Here is a 14,908-nt window from a genome sequence, read left to right as displayed (position 1 = left end):
GAATCTTTGCTCCTTGCGGCACCCCGCGGCGCGCAGACATTGCAGTATCTGGAGGCTTTCGATGTCGTTTTGCTTGCCCAGAGTCACCTGGATTCTCGCCCTGGGACTCGCTGCGACAGCGTGCAGCTCGGCCCTGGAGGCGCCTCCTGACGAGATCGGTGAGGCGCGGGATGCCATTCAGGACGGATATCTCGACGACGGCGACAGGGCTGTCGTGGGCATCTACAACGACGTGATCGGCGCGATCTGCACCGGCAGTTTGATCGCCCCGAACGTGGTGCTGACGGCCCGTCATTGCGTGTCGGACATGGCCAATGAGCTCGACGGCCAGATCACCTGTCGATCGACGAAGTTCACGGACACGCACCTCGCGCGCCGGATCCTCGTGACGCCCGACGCGGAGATCGGCAGGTACGCGCGCTTCTACGGCGGCAGCGAGGTCGTGCTGCTCCCCGGCGAGGGGACGGACGCGTTCTGCGGCAACGATCAGGCGATCCTGATCCTGGACGAGCCGATCCCGGAGAGCGAGGCCGTGCCGCTCGTGCCGCGCGTCGACGTGCCGCTCGTGGAGGGCGAGGAGTACTACGCGGTCGGCTTCGGGGCGACGAACGACGAGAGCACCGGCGCGGGCCTGCGGCGGCGCCGCGACAGGCTGTTCATCGACTGCGTGGCTGACGGCTGCCCGTCGTCGCTGGTGAAGGCGACGGAGTGGGTCGGGGACACCGGCATCTGCGAGGGAGACTCGGGCGGACCCAGCCTCGATCTGATGCACCGCGTGATCGGCGTGACCTCGCGCGGGGCCGCGGGCTGCGAGTACCCGATCTATGGCTATGTGTACGGCTGGGCGGAATGGATTAAAGAGACGACCGTGCGCGCCGCCCGTGCCGGAGGATACAAGGAGCCCCCCTGGGCGACCGGCTACCCCACCGATCCCGCGTACTCGGCGGAGGTCGGCGCCACGTGCGAACAGCCGGAGCAGTGCCCTGCGAACGCGTGCCTCGACGGCACCTGCACGCGGCCCTGCAACGAGGTTGCGGCGTGCCCTGACGGCTACAGCTGCAACGGCGAGCCCGGCTTCTGCGCGAAGGTCCCCGAGCCGCCCGCAGACGACGAGTCGAGCGGGTCCTGCAGCGTGAGCCCGCGGCCTGATCCGACGCAGCCGGTCCCCTGGGTGCTCGGGGCCGCGAGCCTGGGCGCTCTCACGAGCCTGCGGCGGCGGCGCAGCCGGGAGCGGCTTGGCTGACGAGCGGCGCTCCTCCACGCGGAGCGCCGGCGCGGCGCTCCTGCCGGGCGCCGTGCGGGCCTCGCTCCTGCCGGGCGCCGTGCGGGCCTCGCTCCTGCCGGGCGCGCCGGGCCGCGCGCTCTCGCGGCGGGCCGCGCTCGCCGGGCTCGCGGCGCTCGGGCTCGCGGCGTGCGGGCGCACCGCCCCGGCGCGCGCGGCGGGTGCGCGCGTCGTCTCCCTGTCGCCCAGCACCACCGAGGCGGTCTGCGCGATCGGCGCCGGCGCGGCGCTCGTCGGCCGGTCCCGCTACTGCGACCACCCGCCCGAGGTGCTCGGACTGCCGAGCGTCGGCGGCTACGCCGATCCGAGCATCGAGGCGATCATCGCGCTCTCGCCGACCCTCGTCGTCGGTGCCCGCGGCCCCGCGGGGCCCGCGCTCGACGAGTCGCTGCGCGCGCACGGGATCGCGACGTGCTTCCCCGGCACCGAGTCGCTCGCGCAGATCGAGGACATGCTCACGGAGCTCGGGCGGCGGCTCGACGCGGCGCCCGGCGCGGAGCAGGCGATCGGCCGGATCCGCGCCCGGCGCCGCGCGGTCGAGCAGGCCGTCGCCGCAAAAGGCGCCCCGCGCGTCCGGGCCGCCCTGCTGTTCGACACCTCGCCCCTCTTCGTCGCGGGCCCCGGCAGCTTCCCCGATGAGCTCATCCGGCTGGCCGGCGGCGAGAACGTGATCGCCCGCGGCGGCGCCTACCCGTCGATCAGCGTCGAGCAGCTGCTCGCGCTGGATCCCGATGTCCTGCTCGACGGCACGTCGAGCGACGCCGACGCGCAGGGCGCCTCCAGGCTGGCGGCGCTCCGGGACGCGCCCGGCTGGAGATCCCTGCGCGCCGTGCGCGAGGGGCGCCTGCGCCCGCTGAACACCGATGTCGCGCTGCGCCCGGGGCCGCGCATCGGCGACGGCCTCGCTTCCGTCGCGCGGGCGCTCCACGGCGACGCCCTGGCGCTCTCCGGCGACGCGGTCGTCCCTCCCTCCCCCGGCGGCGCAGGCCTCGCCGCGCCCCTGCCCAGGACGGAGGCGCCATGACCCGCGTGCGCGCCGACGCCCTGCTCGTCGCCCGGAAGCTCGCCGGCTCGCGGACCGAGGCGCAGGCGCTGATCATGGCCGGCAAGGTCACCTCGGGGCCGCGCCGCATCGACAAGCCGGGCACGCTGCTCGCGGAGGACGCCGAGGTCCACGTCGCCTCCGGCCCCCGGTTCGTCTCGCGCGGCGGCGAGAAGCTCGAGCACGCGCTCGCGGCCTTCGCCGCGCACGGCCTCGACGTCGCCGGGAAGACGTGCGTCGACGTGGGCGCCTCGACCGGCGGCTTCACCGACTGCCTGCTCCAGCGCGGCGCGGCGCGGGTCTTCGCCGTCGACGTCGGCTACGGCCAGCTCGCCGCCAAGCTCCGCGCCGATGCGCGCGTCGAGGTGCGCGATCGGGTCAACGCCCGCGAGCTCCAGCGAGAGGACTTCGACGTCCCCATCGATCTCGTCGTCGTCGACGCGTCGTTCATCAGCATCTCCCGCCTCATCGACGCGATCGCCCGCCTGCTCCGCCCCTCGGGGGATCTCGTGGCGCTGATCAAGCCGCAGTTCGAGGCGGGCCGCGAGGCCGCCGCCCGCGGCCGCGGCGTCATCCGCGACGAGGCGACCCGCCTCGCGGCGATCGCCGACGGGCGCCAGGCCATCGAGGCCGCGGGCTTCTCGGTCGTCGGCCAGGTCGACAGCGCGGTGCGCGGGCCGAAGGGGAACGTCGAGCACTTCGTCCATGCGCGCCGCACCGGCTAGCCGCCGCGGTGATCAGCCGCCGCGTTGATCAGCCGCCATGTGCACCCCGTTGACCAGTCGCCGCGTCGGCTAGCCGCCATGCGCACCGCGTTGGCTGGCCGCGGCGCGCGACGCCGCGCGCCACGACGCCGGGCTCGGCCGCCGGAATCCGTGGAAAGTCGAACACTTAAGATGCTCTACGCCGACCGCATCGCGGCCCGACGGTGCTGACGTGCCGCGTAGACAATGGTAGACGCGGTGAGTACACGCGCTCTGAGCCGCTCCGTGGGCGGCCATGGCCACCGCGGGCGACCCCACGCGAGGCAGCCCGGCGACAGGGAGGACGACGACATGCTCGGACGACGGGGTTTGGTGAAGATGATCGCCGGGGCGCTCGCGCTCAGCGCGATGACGCTCGGTTGCGACAAGAAGAGCGAGGGTTCGGCTGGCAACGCGGCGGAGCACGCCAAGGAGGACGCCGAGTGGAAGGTCGGCGCTTACTTCAGCCTCTCGGGCGAGGAGACGGCGTTCGGCGTCGACTCGAAGGAGGCTATCGATCTCGCGATCGACGAGATCAACAAGGCCGGTGGGGTCAAGGGCAAGCCGATCCACGTCCTCTACGAGGACAACAAGTCGAAGCCCGAGGAGGCGACCAACAAGGTCCTGCAGCTCATCGATCGGGATCACGTGCTGGCCATCCTCGGCGAGGTCGCCTCGTCGCGGTCGCGCGCCGGCGGCATCGTCGCCAACAAGAAGAAGGTGCCGATGATAACGCCGTCGTCCACGAACCCGGACGTGACGAAGGTCGGCCCGTTCGTGTTCCGCGCCTGCTTCACGGACGACGTGCAGGGCCAGATGGGCGCGCAGTTCATCGTGAACACGCTCGGCAAGAAGAAGGTGGGGCTCTTCTTCGCCTCCGACGACCTCTACTCGTCGGGCCTCGCCAAGGTTTTCCGCGACGAGGTGAAGCGCCTAGGCGGCGAGATCGTCATGGAGAAGAGCTTCCTCAAGAAGGAGACCAACTTCACGACGTACATCAACGAGCTCAAGTCGGCGAACCCCGAGATGATCTACGCGCCGATCTATTACACGAGCATGGCCCCTGTCGCGCGGCAGGCCAAGGCCGCGGGCGTACCAGGGAGCATGTTCGTCGGCAGCGACGGGTGGGACGCGAACGAGCTCCTGCGCGACGCCGCGGAGGAGCTCGACGGCGCGTACTTCACGAACCACTACGCGCCGGACGTCCCCTGGCCCAACTCGCAGGCCTTCGTGAAGAAGTACAAGGAGCGGTACAACCGCACGCCGTCGAGCATCGCGGCGCAGGGCTATGACGCGGCCAGGCTGCTGGCCGACGCGATGGGCCGCGCGAAGGCGATGACGCCGGACGACATCCGGGCGGCCATCCAGGACACCAAGGGGTTCCAGGGCGCGACGGGCGTCATCACCATCGATGCCGAGCGCAATGCGGACAAGCCGGTCGTCATCGTCCGGATCAAGGACAAGCAGTTTACCTACTACGCGACGGTCAACGAGAAGGCTGCGAAGCAGTAGCGGTCGTTCCCGCGCGCTGGCTCGGACGTGAGGAGCGCGCGGAACGTGCGGAACGTGCGTTAAAGAGGTCTCCATGGAGAAGATCGTGAATGCCCTGATCACAGGGCTCGCCCAGGGGTCGATGATCGCGCTGGTCGCCCTCGGCTACACGATGGTTTACGGCATCCTCAAGCTCATCAACTTCGCTCATAGCGAGATCTTCATGATGGGCGCCTTCGCCGGGCTCTTCGGGATCGCGGCGTTCGGCGGCGGCAGCGCGCCGCTGTTCGCGGGCGTGGCCGGCACCCTCTGCGCGATGGCCTTCGCGGGCGTCCTCGGGGTCCTCGTCGAGAAGGTGGCTTACGCGCCGCTGCGCTCGCGGGGGCGGGGCCTCGCGAACACCCGGATCACGCCGCTGGTCACGGCGCTCGGGATGAGCGTGCTCCTCCAGAACCTGGCGCAGCTCCTCTTCACCGCCCGCTACCGCGGCTATCCGCAGCTCCTGCCGATCGAGAACACGCGGCAGGTGATCTTCGTCACCTCGATCCTCGTGATGCTCGGCCTGGAGCTGCTCGTGCGGCGCACCTGGACGGGCAAGGCGATGCGCGCGCTCAGCGTGAACGTCGAGGCCGCCCGGCTGATGGGCGTCCGCACGAACCGCATCATCGCGCTCACCTTCCTCACGGGCTCGATGCTCGCGGCGGTGGGCGCGGTGCTGTACTGCCTCGATCAGTCGCAGGTGTACCCCACGATGGGCGTCGTGATCGGCAACCGCGCGTTCGTGGCGGCGGTCATCGGCGGCATCGGCAACATCACGGGCGCCATGCTCGGGGGCATGCTGATCGGGATCATCGGAGAGATGACGAAGCTCACGCCCTACTCCGGCTTGCAGGACGTCCTTGTGTTCGCGGTGCTGATCGGGGTGCTCCTCGTGAAGCCGACGGGGCTGCTCGGCACGACCGGGACCGAGAAGGTGTAAGGCCGCCCTGGCCCGCCGCCCCACGCGCCGCGCTTCCATCCATCCTCCAGAACAAGCAGGCCGCCCTGGCCCGCCGGCCCACGCGCCGCGCGTCCTTGCGGTATGCTCGGCGCATGCGACGCCTCGCTCTCGTCGTACCGCTCTCGCTGCTCGCGGCGTGCGCCGCGACGCCCCCCGCCAACTGGGTGCGCGGCGGCGCGCTGCTCGACATCCCCCGCGCGCGCTGGGCGCTCGCCGACCTCACGATCGACGTCATGCCGGACGGCAAGATCCTCGTGAACGGCGAGCACCAGCTCAGCGTCGATCGCGGCGGGCGCGTGTTCGGCCTGGAGGCCGAGCCGGTGGCGCTGCTCGAGCCGGACGGCCGGGTCACCGGCCCGAACGACGATCCGCTGGGCCAGGTCGGCGTGCTGCACGCCTCGCTGCCGCGCCAGGCGAACGCCTGGATCACGGTCGCCGAGGGCGGCGCGGTGATCCGCTACAGCGAGGAAGGCGAGCGGGAGCCGCTCGGCGCCTGGATGGGGTGCGAGGCGACGGCGCGGGCGCACCAGGCCTGCACGCTGATCACGCACATCGTCGGGATGCGCATGGGCAAGCTGGCGCGGCCGCGCGCGCCGGACGCGCTGCAGATGGGGCTCGGGAACGGGCTCGGGCTCGGGACGGGGTCGCTGTTTCCTTAGAGGGGGCGCGCCTACTTCAGCAGCCAGCCGAACAGCATGCGCTTCGTCGTGTCGCGAGAGACGGCCGCGAGCGAGTCGACGAGCGGGATCTCCTTCGGGCACACCTCGACGCAGTTCTGCGACTTGCCGCAATCGGTGATCCCACCCTCGCTCATCACCGACTCGAGGCGCTCGCCCTCGTGCATCGCCCCCGAAGGGTGCATGTTGTAGAGCCGCACCAGGTTGATGGCGAAGGCGCCGACGAACTTCGTCCCGTCGCTGTACTGCGGGCACGCCTCGACGCAGCAGCCGCACGTCATGCAGCGGGAGAGCGGATATCGCTCCTGCTGCCGCTCCGGCGACTCGCGCGGGCCCGGGCCGAGCTCGTGCGTGCCGTCGATGTCAATCCACGCCCGCACGCGCTTCATGTCCTCGAACATCCGGCTCCGGTCGACGAGCAGGTCGCGCACGAGCGGGAACTTGGACATCGGCTCCAGCGTGATCACCTCGCCCTTCGGCGCGAGCTGGTCAATGAGCGCCGAGCAGGCCTGTCGGACTCGACCGTTGATCACCATCGTGCACGAGCCGCACACCTCCTCCAGACACACCGCCTCCCAGACGACAGGAGCCACCTCCTTGCCGTCCACGGTCCGCGGATCCTTCTGGATCTGCTGCAGCGCGCTGATCACGTTCATCTGCGGCAGGTAGGGGACCTTGAACTCCTCCCAGCGCCGCGACTCCGTCCGATCCGCGGTGTCCTGCCGCCGCACGCGCAGGTGCACAAGCCGGCCCTCGCCCTTCGGCTGCGCCGGCGCCGCCGCCCCGTTCGCCTCGTCTCCGCTCGCCTTGGCCATCCTACACGCTCTTCTGCGACAGCTTCCCTGTCGCTTGCGCGCTCGCCGCGCTAGCCGCGCCCGCCTGCTCGTACTTCCGCTCCCGCGGCGTCACGAGCGACGTGTCCACCGCGTCCGTCACGTGGATCGACTGGCCGGCGCACGCGTAGTCGAACTCGCGGACGAACCTCACCGCGCCCTTCTCCTCGTGGCGCGCCAGCGTCGTGCGCATCCACGCGGCGTCGTTCCGCGCCGGGAACTCCGGCTTGTAGTGCGCCCCGCGCGACTCGTCGCGGTTCCTCGCGCCCTGCGCGATGACCCGCGCGAGCACCAGCATGTTCTCGAGGTGGCGCACGAACTGCGCCCCCTGGTTCACCCGCGGGGCCGTGTCCGTGCACTTGATCCGCCCCGCCCGCTCCTCGAGCTCGCCGAGCTTCTCGAGCACCCGGTCGAGCGTGGCGTTGTCGCGCTCGATCGTGCAGTCGCGCAGCATCGTCTCGCCGAGCTCCTGGTGCAGCCGGTACGCGTTCTCCGGCTGCTTCGCGTCCTGGTTCTGCGTCAGGATGCGCTGGTAGCTCGACTCCGCGCGCTTCTCGGCCTTGTCGAAGATCGAGCGCGGCAGGTCGAGCGCGCTCCGCTTGATGCTCCGCTGATAGGTCGCGACGGCCGGCCCGCACACCATGCCGGCGTAGATGCACGAGAGCAGCGAGTTGGCGCCGAGCCGGTTGGCCCCGTGGTACTGGTAGTCCACCTCGCCCACCGCGTAGAGGCCCGGGATGCTCGTCGCGTGGTTGCGCGGCGACCCGGCCTTGAGCGAGCCCCGCGCGTCCGCCTCGTAGTCGACCCACAGGCCGCCCATCGAATAATGGACCGCCGGGAAGACCTTCATCGGGTTCTTGTACGGGTCGGTGCCCGCGAACTTCTCGTAGATCTCGAGGATGCCCGCGAGCTTCGACCGGAGGAACTTCTCGTCCTTGTGGGTCAGGTCGAGGTAGACCTCGTTCTCGTTCCGGCCCGTCGCGGGGCTCCAGATGCCGCGCCCCTCGTGGAAGCACGTCTTGAAGATCGCGCGCGCGGCGATGTCGCGGGGGACGAGGTTGCCGTAGCCGGGGTACATCCGCTCGAGCAGGTAGTCGCGCTCCTTCTCGGGGATGTCCCGCGGGCTCCGCGCGTCGGTCTTGTCCTTCGGCACCCAGACGCGGCCGCCCTCGCCGCGCGCGCTCTCCGAGATGAGCCGCAGCTTGTCGGCGCCCGGGATCGCCGTCGGGTGCACCTGGATGAACTCGCCGTTCGCGTACACCGCGCCCTGCTGGTAGACCGCCGACGCCGCCGTCCCCGTGCAGATGACGCTCAGCGTGGAGCGGCCGAAGACGATGCCGCAGCCGCCCGTCGCGAGCACGACCGCGTCGCCCGTGAAGGCGCGGATCTGCATCGATTTCAGGTCCTGCGCGACGCAGCCCACGCACGTGCCGGAGTCGTCGAGGATCGCCTCGAGGAAGTCCCAGAACTCGAACTTCCGGACCATCTTTTCGCCCGGGATCGCCACGCCGTGCTCGTCGGTCACGTCGGCGAGCTCGTACCGCCGCACCTGCTCGTCGAGCGCGTAGAGCAGCTGCTGCCCCGTCGTGGCGCCGGCGAACGCCGTGCGGTGGTAGAGCGTGCCGCCGAAGCGGCGGAAGTCGAGCAGGCCCTCGGGCGTCCGGTTGAACGGCACGCCCATGCGATCGAGCATGTTCACGATGCCCGGCGCGGCCTCGGCCATCCCCTTGACGGGCGGCTGGTTCGCGAGGAAATCGCCGCCGTACGCCGTCTCCTCGAGGTGCACCTGGGGGCTGTCGCCCTCGCCCTTCGTGTTCACCGAGGCGTTGATGCCGCCCTGCGCGCACACCGAGTGCGAGCGCTTCACCGGCACGAGGGAGATCAGGTCGACAGGGACCTTCGCCTCGCACAGCTTGATCACCGTCATCAGGCCGGCGAGCCCGCCCCCGACGACGATCACGCGCCGAACCTTCCCCCCCTCGCTCCTCGTCGTGCTCTTCGCGGCCATGTTCGATCCCGATGCTCCCGCGCCGCTCCCCGGAAGGGCGCGGCCGATACGATGGTCAGTGCGAGGCCGGCGCGCCCACGTCGGCGCCGGCGCCGGCGCCGACAGACGCGCGCGCGGGCGCGCCGGTGGAACCGGTCGACGACGACGCGATGTCCGCGCAGGTGCGGCCCCCCTCCGCCGACGGGCCCGGCGTCCCCGGGAACGGCGCGCCGGTGGCGAAATAGATCACCGTGTTGGCGCCGAACAGGAAGACCACGAGGCCCACCGCGCCGAAGACCACCGCGGCCATCCGCTGCGCCCGGCGCGACACGGTGATCCCCCACGAGAAGCAGAAGCCCCAGAGGCCGTTGGCGAAGTGGAACACGCTCGCCGCGATGCCGAAGAGGTAGACGAGCGCGATCACCGGGACGCCGCCGACGGTCGACGCCATGTCGGCGCACAGCCGCGGGTAGAACTCCTCGGGCGCCATCCGGCCCAGCCACTTCTGCGCCCAGTACGACCAGAGGTGGAAGCCGATGAACGCGAAGGCGAGCACCCCCGTGACCCGCTGCAGCGTGTACATCCAGTTGCGCGAGAACGTGTAGCTGCCGACGTTCGGCTTGCCCTCGAGCACCAGCTTGACCCCGTAGAGGGCGTGGAACGCGAGCGGCAGCACGACGAGCCCGATCTCGAGCACGGGCAGGTACGGCATGTGCGAGATCTCGGCGACGGCCGCGTCGAACCGCTCCTGCCCCTGGAGCGCCTTCGCGTTCGTCCAGAAATGGAAGAGCAGGAAACCGCCCACGGGGAGGGCGCCGGTGAGAGAATGCAGCTTGCGCAGGAGAAAGGACCGGCGGCTCTCGTGAAAGAGCGATCTCGCGGGGGTTGCCTCGGACACGCTGACCTCGATGGAAGGCGGGCGCGGCGGGTGTATGGGATGCCCCGGGTGACGTCAAGGTGAACGCAGTCAACAGTTCCGGCCGGTTTTCCGCTGCCTTTGGCGCGTCGAGCGGCGGCGCGGCATCTCGCCCGCGTTGCGGCGCCACCGGGCAACGTCGGCCACTTCACGCCCGCGCGGCCGCGATCGCGGCGACGGCCCTGCTCGCGCTCGCCGCCGCGATCGCCGGCGCCGGCTGCGGCGCGCAGGAGGGCGGAGCGCCGGTGAGCCCGGCGCTGGCCGGGTCGCCCGCGGCCCAGGCCGAGCTGCGCCCCCTCCTCTCGCGCTTCGCGAACGGCGCGCGCGCGGAGCGCATCGCGCTCGAGCCGGAGCTCCTCGCCTTCCGGGGGCGCCACGCCTCCGACGACCTCGCGCGCGTCGCGACCGTCCACCTCGCGTGGATCGCCCTGGAGCGCGGGGACCTCCGCCGCGCCGAGGCGCTCGCGACCGAGATCGAGGCGGCGGGGCGGAGCGCGATCGGAGATCTCGCGCGCGTGATCCGCGGCGCGGCGCTCCGGCGAGCCGGCAAGCCGAGGCCCGCCTTCGGGGTGCTGCGCCCGCTGGTGAGCAAGATGATCGACGCGTACGTGCGCGCGCTCCTCAACGAGGAGGTCACCGCCGCCGCGATGGAGGCGGGCGCGTGGACGCAGGCGGTCGAGCTGATGAGCGTCTGGCTGCGCGAGGCCGACGACGACCGGCGCGCCGCCGTCCGGGCGCAGATCGGGGCGCAGCTGCGCGAGGTGCCGATCGATCACCTCGTCCGGGCGCTCCGCGCCGGGCGGGCGACCGGCGAGGTCGTGAGCCCGGAGGTCGACCTGCGCTCGCTGGTCGCCGAGCGCCTCGCGATCGTCGCCCGCGAGCGCCGCGACGTGGCGCTCGCGAAGGAGCTGCTCGATCGGGCCGACGCGGCGCTCGGCACCCAGCGCGACGCGATCTTCGAGCTCGCGGCCGGCGCGGGGGCCGCGCGCGTCGAGCCGCCCACGGTCGGCCTGCTGCTGTCGACGCGCACGGCCGCGTCGCGCCGCCGGGGCGTCGAGATCGCCGCCGGCGTGGCGCACGGGCTCGGGCTGCTCCGGCCGGGCTCGGACGCGCGGCTCGTGAGCCGCGATGACGGCGGCGAGGGCAGCGTGGACGAGGCGCTGAACAGCCTCACCGCCGAGGGCGCCGCGGTGCTCATCGCCGGCTCCGATCGGGAGCAGGCGACCGAGGCGGCGAAGTTCGCGCGGACGCACGCGATCCCGGTGCTGCTCGTCCACCCGCCGGAGCCGGCGGCGCTGGACGGCGCGTTCGTCTTCGTCGTGGGCGAGGAGCCCGCGAGGAGCATCGAGGTGCTCGCCGCCGCGCTCGCGGAGCGGGGCGCGAAGCCGGTGGCGCTCGTGGGCGGCGATGCCGAGGTCCGGAAGGACGCGGCCCCCGCGCCGGCGGGCGCTGCGGGGGCCACGCCGGCGGGCGCTACCGGGGCCGCGCCGGCGGGCGCCGCCGGGGCCGCGCCGCTGGCCGAGCGCGGCATCGCGCTGGCGCTGCCCTGCGACGGGACGTTCGACGCGCGCGCTCTACGGCCCCCGGCCATCCGCGGGATGATCCTCGCCGGCGACGCGCGCTGCGCGGACCAGGCGCTCCGCGCGGCTCCCCGCTCGGTGACGATCGCGCTCGCCTTCGAGGCGGCCGTCGCGCCGCCGCCGGGATCGCTCGTCGCGACGGCGGGGCTCTTCCCGCTCCTCGCGGCGCCCTCCGGCGCGCAGCCTCCGCCGGGCGCGGGCGATCCCAGGGCGACGCCTGGCTCGGGAGCGGCGGCCGCGCTCGCGGCGTGGCTCGCCACCCATCCGTCGCAGCCGAGCTTCTGGGCGGCGCTCGGGCGCGACGCCGGCGTGCTCGCCTGGGCCGGCGTGCAGCGGCTGCCGAAGACGGGCACCGAGGACCCGGCGGAGGTGAAGGCGCGGCGCCTCGCTGCGGCGAGCGCCATGAGCACCGCGACGGCGGAGCTCTGGACGACGGCGGCGGACGGCTTCGGCGGGCGGCGCGTGCTGCCGCGGGTGATCGGCCACCGCGAGAGCGGGAAAGCGCGATGAGCGGGGCGAAAGCGCGGTGAATGACGCGGCTCACGTGGCCGGCGCCCGGCCAGCGCAGGGCACGACGCGCGAGGCCGCGCGTGGAGACCGTGCCGGCGCGTCGACCCGGGGCTGCTCCGGCCTGCCGGCGGGCGTAGCATGGCGCCGCATGATCCGCCGAGCCCTCTCCTGTGCCGCCGCCGCCGCGCTCCTGGCGATCGCCCCTGCCGCGCTCGCCGATCGGGTGGCGTTGCTCCCCACGCGCGGGGGCACCGACGAGGCCGCCCGGAGCGCCGCCCAGGCCGAGGTCGCGCGCGGGCTCGCCGCCCTCGGCCACACCACGGCGCCGGACGGCGCGGTCGCTGCCGCGCTCAAGGACGTCGCCGATGGCGTCGCCGACAGCGCGGACGAGTGCCGCGCGGTGGGCGCGCGGACGGGCGCGGACTGGGTCCTGACCGGCACCGTCGATCCTGCGGTCACGACCACCCGGATCGAGCTCACGGCGTACCTCGCCTCGACGGGCCGGGTCGAGTCGGTCGCCAGGGAGGTCGACCGGGGTAAAGAGGCCCGGCAGACGCAGGAGATGCTGGCGGTCCTGCTCCGCCCGGAGGGCGTCGGCGCCGGCGAGCTCCCCTGGGAGCGCGCCGCGCGCTCCGCTCCGGCGAGCGCGCCCCCGCCTCCGTCCGCGGGCGGGGCGATCGTGCTGCCCCCCGTGCCGGCGCCGCCGCCCGCGCCGCCCGCGAAGGAGGTGCTGATGGCGTATCCCCTCGGGCCGGAGCGCGGTTGGCCGGCGTACTCGGGCGGGCGCCGGGTCGCCCTGTCCGCGTCGCTCGGGCTGGCCATCGCTGCGGCGCGCCTCCCGGGCGCGAGCGGCAGCGCGGCCTCGCTGGTCGGGGAGGCGCGCGTGGCCTATGCGCCCGGCGACCGCGGGCTCGAGCTGTTCGTCGTCGGCGGCGGCAACCTGGCCGGCCCCTTCGCCGGCTGGCTCGAGGGCGGCGCGCGCCTGCTGCTGACGCCCAGCCTGACGCCGCACGACGGGGCGTGGCGCGCGTTCCCGCTCCACCTCGGCCCGTCGCTCCGCGCGGGCGCGTTCTTCAGGTCCGCCCCCGGCGCCGTGGGCCCCGATCTCACGACGTACCACGGCGATCTCGAGGTCCACCCGGTGCTCGGGGCGTCGCTCGACGTCGCGCTCGCGCTGAGCCCCTCGGTGCAGCTCGAGGCCCAGCTCGGCAACCTCCGGTGGGTTCCCACGGGGGGCGGCTCCCTGTTGCTGGTCGGCGCGACGCTCGGCGCCGGGGTCCGGTTCTGACGCATGCGCATCGAGCTGCCGAGCCGCCGCAGCACCATCCGCCTGGCACGGGCGCTCGCCGCGCGCCTCGCGGGCGGCGATCTGGTCGTCCTCGCCGGCGATCTCGGCGCCGGGAAGACGTTCTTCGCCCGCGCCCTCTGCCGGGCGCTCGGCGTCCCGCCGGCGCTCCCGATCACCAGCCCGACGTTCACGCTCGTCCACGAGCACGAGGGCCGGGTCCCCATCGCGCACGCCGACGCCTACCGCCTCGGGGGCGCGTCCATCGCGGAGGGCGCGCGCGACGGCGCGGCCGCGGAGCTCGCCCAGCTCGGGCTGCGCGAGCGCCGCGCGGAGGGCGCGCTCGTCGTGGTGGAGTGGGGCGAGCCGTTCGTGGAGGCGCTCGGGGGCGACGCGCTCCTGATCCACCTCGCCGCCCCCGAGGACCCGGCCGCGCCCGGCCGCGCCGCCGAGATCAGGGCGACCGGCGCGCGGAGCGGCGAGGTGCTCGCCGCGCTGGAGGACGAGCTGCAGCGCGGCTCCGTCGGATCGCGGGGAGCCGGGCCGGGCGCTGCGTGAAGCGCGTCGAGCGGCCGGAACCTGGCGAGGGCGAGCGGGGGATCGCTTCGCCCTCGGGCGGGCTCGACCGGCGGCTCGATCCACGCGCCGGCGCGAAGCGCGCGTCGCAGCGCGGGCGAGCGGGCGCGCGGGGTCGTCGCGAGCCCGGCCCCGTGCGCGGCGGCGTTGCGTGGTACAAGAGCGCACCGTGAAGGAAGGCGCTGAGACCAGCCGCGGCCAGCTGCTCGACAGGGCGCTGGAGCCGGTCCTCGCGTTCCTCGACAACATCGGCAACATCGTCACGCTCACCTTCCAGACGATCGTCTGGCTCGTGCGCCCGCCGTTCCGCCCCGCCCAGTTCCTCGCGGCGATGGACTTCATGGGCGCGCAGTCGGTCTTCATCGTCGGCCTGACCGGCGTCTTCAGCGGCATGGTCGTCACGCTGCAGACGTCCTACGCGCTGCGCGCGTTCAGCGCCGAGGGCCGCGTCGGCGGCCTCGTCGCGGTCTCGCTGGCCCGCGAGCTCGCGCCGGTCTTCTCCGCGATCATGGTCACCGCCCGCGCCGGCAGCGCGATGGCCGCGGAGCTCGGCAACATGCGCGTCACCGAGCAGATCGACGCGATCGCGACGATGGGCGTGAGCCCCGTGCAGTACCTGCTCTCGCCCCGGCTCTTCGCCGCGACGGTGATGCTGCCGCTGCTCTGCATCCTGTACACGAGCGTCGGCATGTGCGGCTCGTACCTCGTCGCCGTGCTCTGGCTCGGCGGCGACGAGGGCGCGTTCTTCCAGAGCATCCGCGACTTCGCCCTCCCCAAGGACATCTCCATGGGGCTCATCAAGGCGTGCGTCTTCGGCTTCATCGTCTCGTCGGTCTCGTGCCGCCACGGCTTCTACGCCTCGGGCGGCGCGCGCGGCGTCGGCGTCGCGACCACGCGCGCGGTCGTCGAGAGCTGCGTCACCGTGCTCGTCACGAACTACATCCTGACGCAGCTCTTGCTCGACATGTGAGCCGCGACGGAGGACC

The 14,908-nt window shown here is 73.1% G+C and carries 13 protein-coding genes; 10 read left to right on the top strand and 3 right to left on the bottom strand.

The window, feature by feature from the left end:
• Positions 1-73 precede the first annotated feature (73 nt).
• The 6 genes from WME82_RS45085 (at position 74) to WME82_RS45060 (ending at position 6,217) form a co-directional block, all read left to right on the top strand.
• Positions 74-1,243, top strand: a complete 1,170-nt coding sequence (locus WME82_RS45085) for a trypsin-like serine peptidase (RefSeq protein ID WP_438040356.1) — start codon at positions 74-76, stop codon at positions 1,241-1,243.
• The gene (locus WME82_RS45080) at positions 1,236-2,306 is read left to right on the top strand and encodes an ABC transporter substrate-binding protein (RefSeq protein ID WP_438040355.1); all 1,071 of its coding nucleotides are present in this window, start codon (positions 1,236-1,238) and stop codon (positions 2,304-2,306) included. Before WME82_RS45085 ends, WME82_RS45080 begins: the two co-directional genes overlap by 8 nt.
• Positions 2,303-3,049: a TlyA family RNA methyltransferase gene (locus tag WME82_RS45075; RefSeq protein ID WP_437854567.1), complete on the top strand. Its 747-nt coding sequence runs from the start codon at positions 2,303-2,305 to the stop codon at positions 3,047-3,049. Before WME82_RS45080 ends, WME82_RS45075 begins: the two co-directional genes overlap by 4 nt.
• A 330-nt stretch (positions 3,050-3,379) precedes the next feature.
• Positions 3,380-4,579 (top strand): ABC transporter substrate-binding protein, encoded by a 1,200-nt coding sequence (locus WME82_RS45070; protein ID WP_438040354.1) that lies wholly within the window; start codon positions 3,380-3,382, stop codon positions 4,577-4,579.
• A gap of 73 nt (positions 4,580-4,652) precedes the next feature.
• The gene (locus WME82_RS45065; protein ID WP_438040353.1) at positions 4,653-5,537 is read left to right on the top strand and encodes a branched-chain amino acid ABC transporter permease; all 885 of its coding nucleotides are present in this window, start codon (positions 4,653-4,655) and stop codon (positions 5,535-5,537) included.
• A gap of 113 nt (positions 5,538-5,650) precedes the next feature.
• Positions 5,651-6,217 carry a hypothetical protein gene (locus WME82_RS45060; protein ID WP_438040352.1) on the top strand — a complete coding sequence of 189 codons (567 nt, stop codon included), beginning with the start codon at positions 5,651-5,653 and terminating at the stop codon, positions 6,215-6,217.
• An 11-nt stretch (positions 6,218-6,228) separates the two neighbouring features.
• Here WME82_RS45060 and sdhB read toward each other — a convergent pair whose 3' ends face one another.
• From sdhB to WME82_RS45045, 3 genes are read right to left on the bottom strand one after another with little or no spacing between them, the layout of a single operon-like run.
• On the bottom strand, positions 6,229-7,050 hold the full coding sequence (sdhB, locus tag WME82_RS45055; protein ID WP_437296102.1) for a succinate dehydrogenase iron-sulfur subunit: 822 nt from the start codon (positions 7,048-7,050) through the stop codon (positions 6,229-6,231).
• A gap of 1 nt (position 7,051) precedes the next feature.
• Complete coding sequence (sdhA, locus tag WME82_RS45050; protein ID WP_438040351.1) at positions 7,052-9,076, bottom strand: succinate dehydrogenase flavoprotein subunit; 2,025 nt, start codon at positions 9,074-9,076, stop codon at positions 7,052-7,054.
• 55 nt (positions 9,077-9,131) lie between these two features.
• Positions 9,132-9,953, bottom strand: a complete 822-nt coding sequence (locus WME82_RS45045; protein ID WP_438040350.1) for a succinate dehydrogenase — start codon at positions 9,951-9,953, stop codon at positions 9,132-9,134.
• Positions 9,954-10,216: 263 nt separating this feature from the next.
• On the opposite strand from WME82_RS45045, the gene WME82_RS45040 reads away from it, so the two are divergent.
• The 4 genes from WME82_RS45040 (at position 10,217) to WME82_RS45025 (ending at position 14,892) form a co-directional block, all read left to right on the top strand.
• Positions 10,217-12,061 carry a hypothetical protein gene (locus WME82_RS45040; protein ID WP_438040349.1) on the top strand — a complete coding sequence of 615 codons (1,845 nt, stop codon included), beginning with the start codon at positions 10,217-10,219 and terminating at the stop codon, positions 12,059-12,061.
• Positions 12,062-12,209: 148 nt separating this feature from the next.
• Entirely contained in the window at positions 12,210-13,349 is a 1,140-nt protein-coding gene (locus WME82_RS45035) for a hypothetical protein (protein WP_438040348.1), read from the top strand.
• A gap of 3 nt (positions 13,350-13,352) precedes the next feature.
• Complete coding sequence (gene tsaE, locus WME82_RS45030; RefSeq protein ID WP_438040347.1) at positions 13,353-13,904, top strand: tRNA (adenosine(37)-N6)-threonylcarbamoyltransferase complex ATPase subunit type 1 TsaE; 552 nt, start codon at positions 13,353-13,355, stop codon at positions 13,902-13,904.
• 187 nt (positions 13,905-14,091) lie between these two features.
• Positions 14,092-14,892, top strand: a complete 801-nt coding sequence (locus tag WME82_RS45025; protein WP_437296096.1) for an MlaE family ABC transporter permease — start codon at positions 14,092-14,094, stop codon at positions 14,890-14,892.
• Positions 14,893-14,908: the final 16 nt, after the last annotated feature.

Source organism: Sorangium sp. So ce128, assembly GCF_051525245.1.
In the GTDB taxonomy this organism is placed as follows: domain Bacteria; phylum Myxococcota_A; class Polyangia; order Polyangiales; family Polyangiaceae; genus Sorangium; species Sorangium cellulosum_B.
Note: the sequence above shows the minus strand (reverse complement) of the source record. Positions and strands in the feature narration are given on the sequence as shown.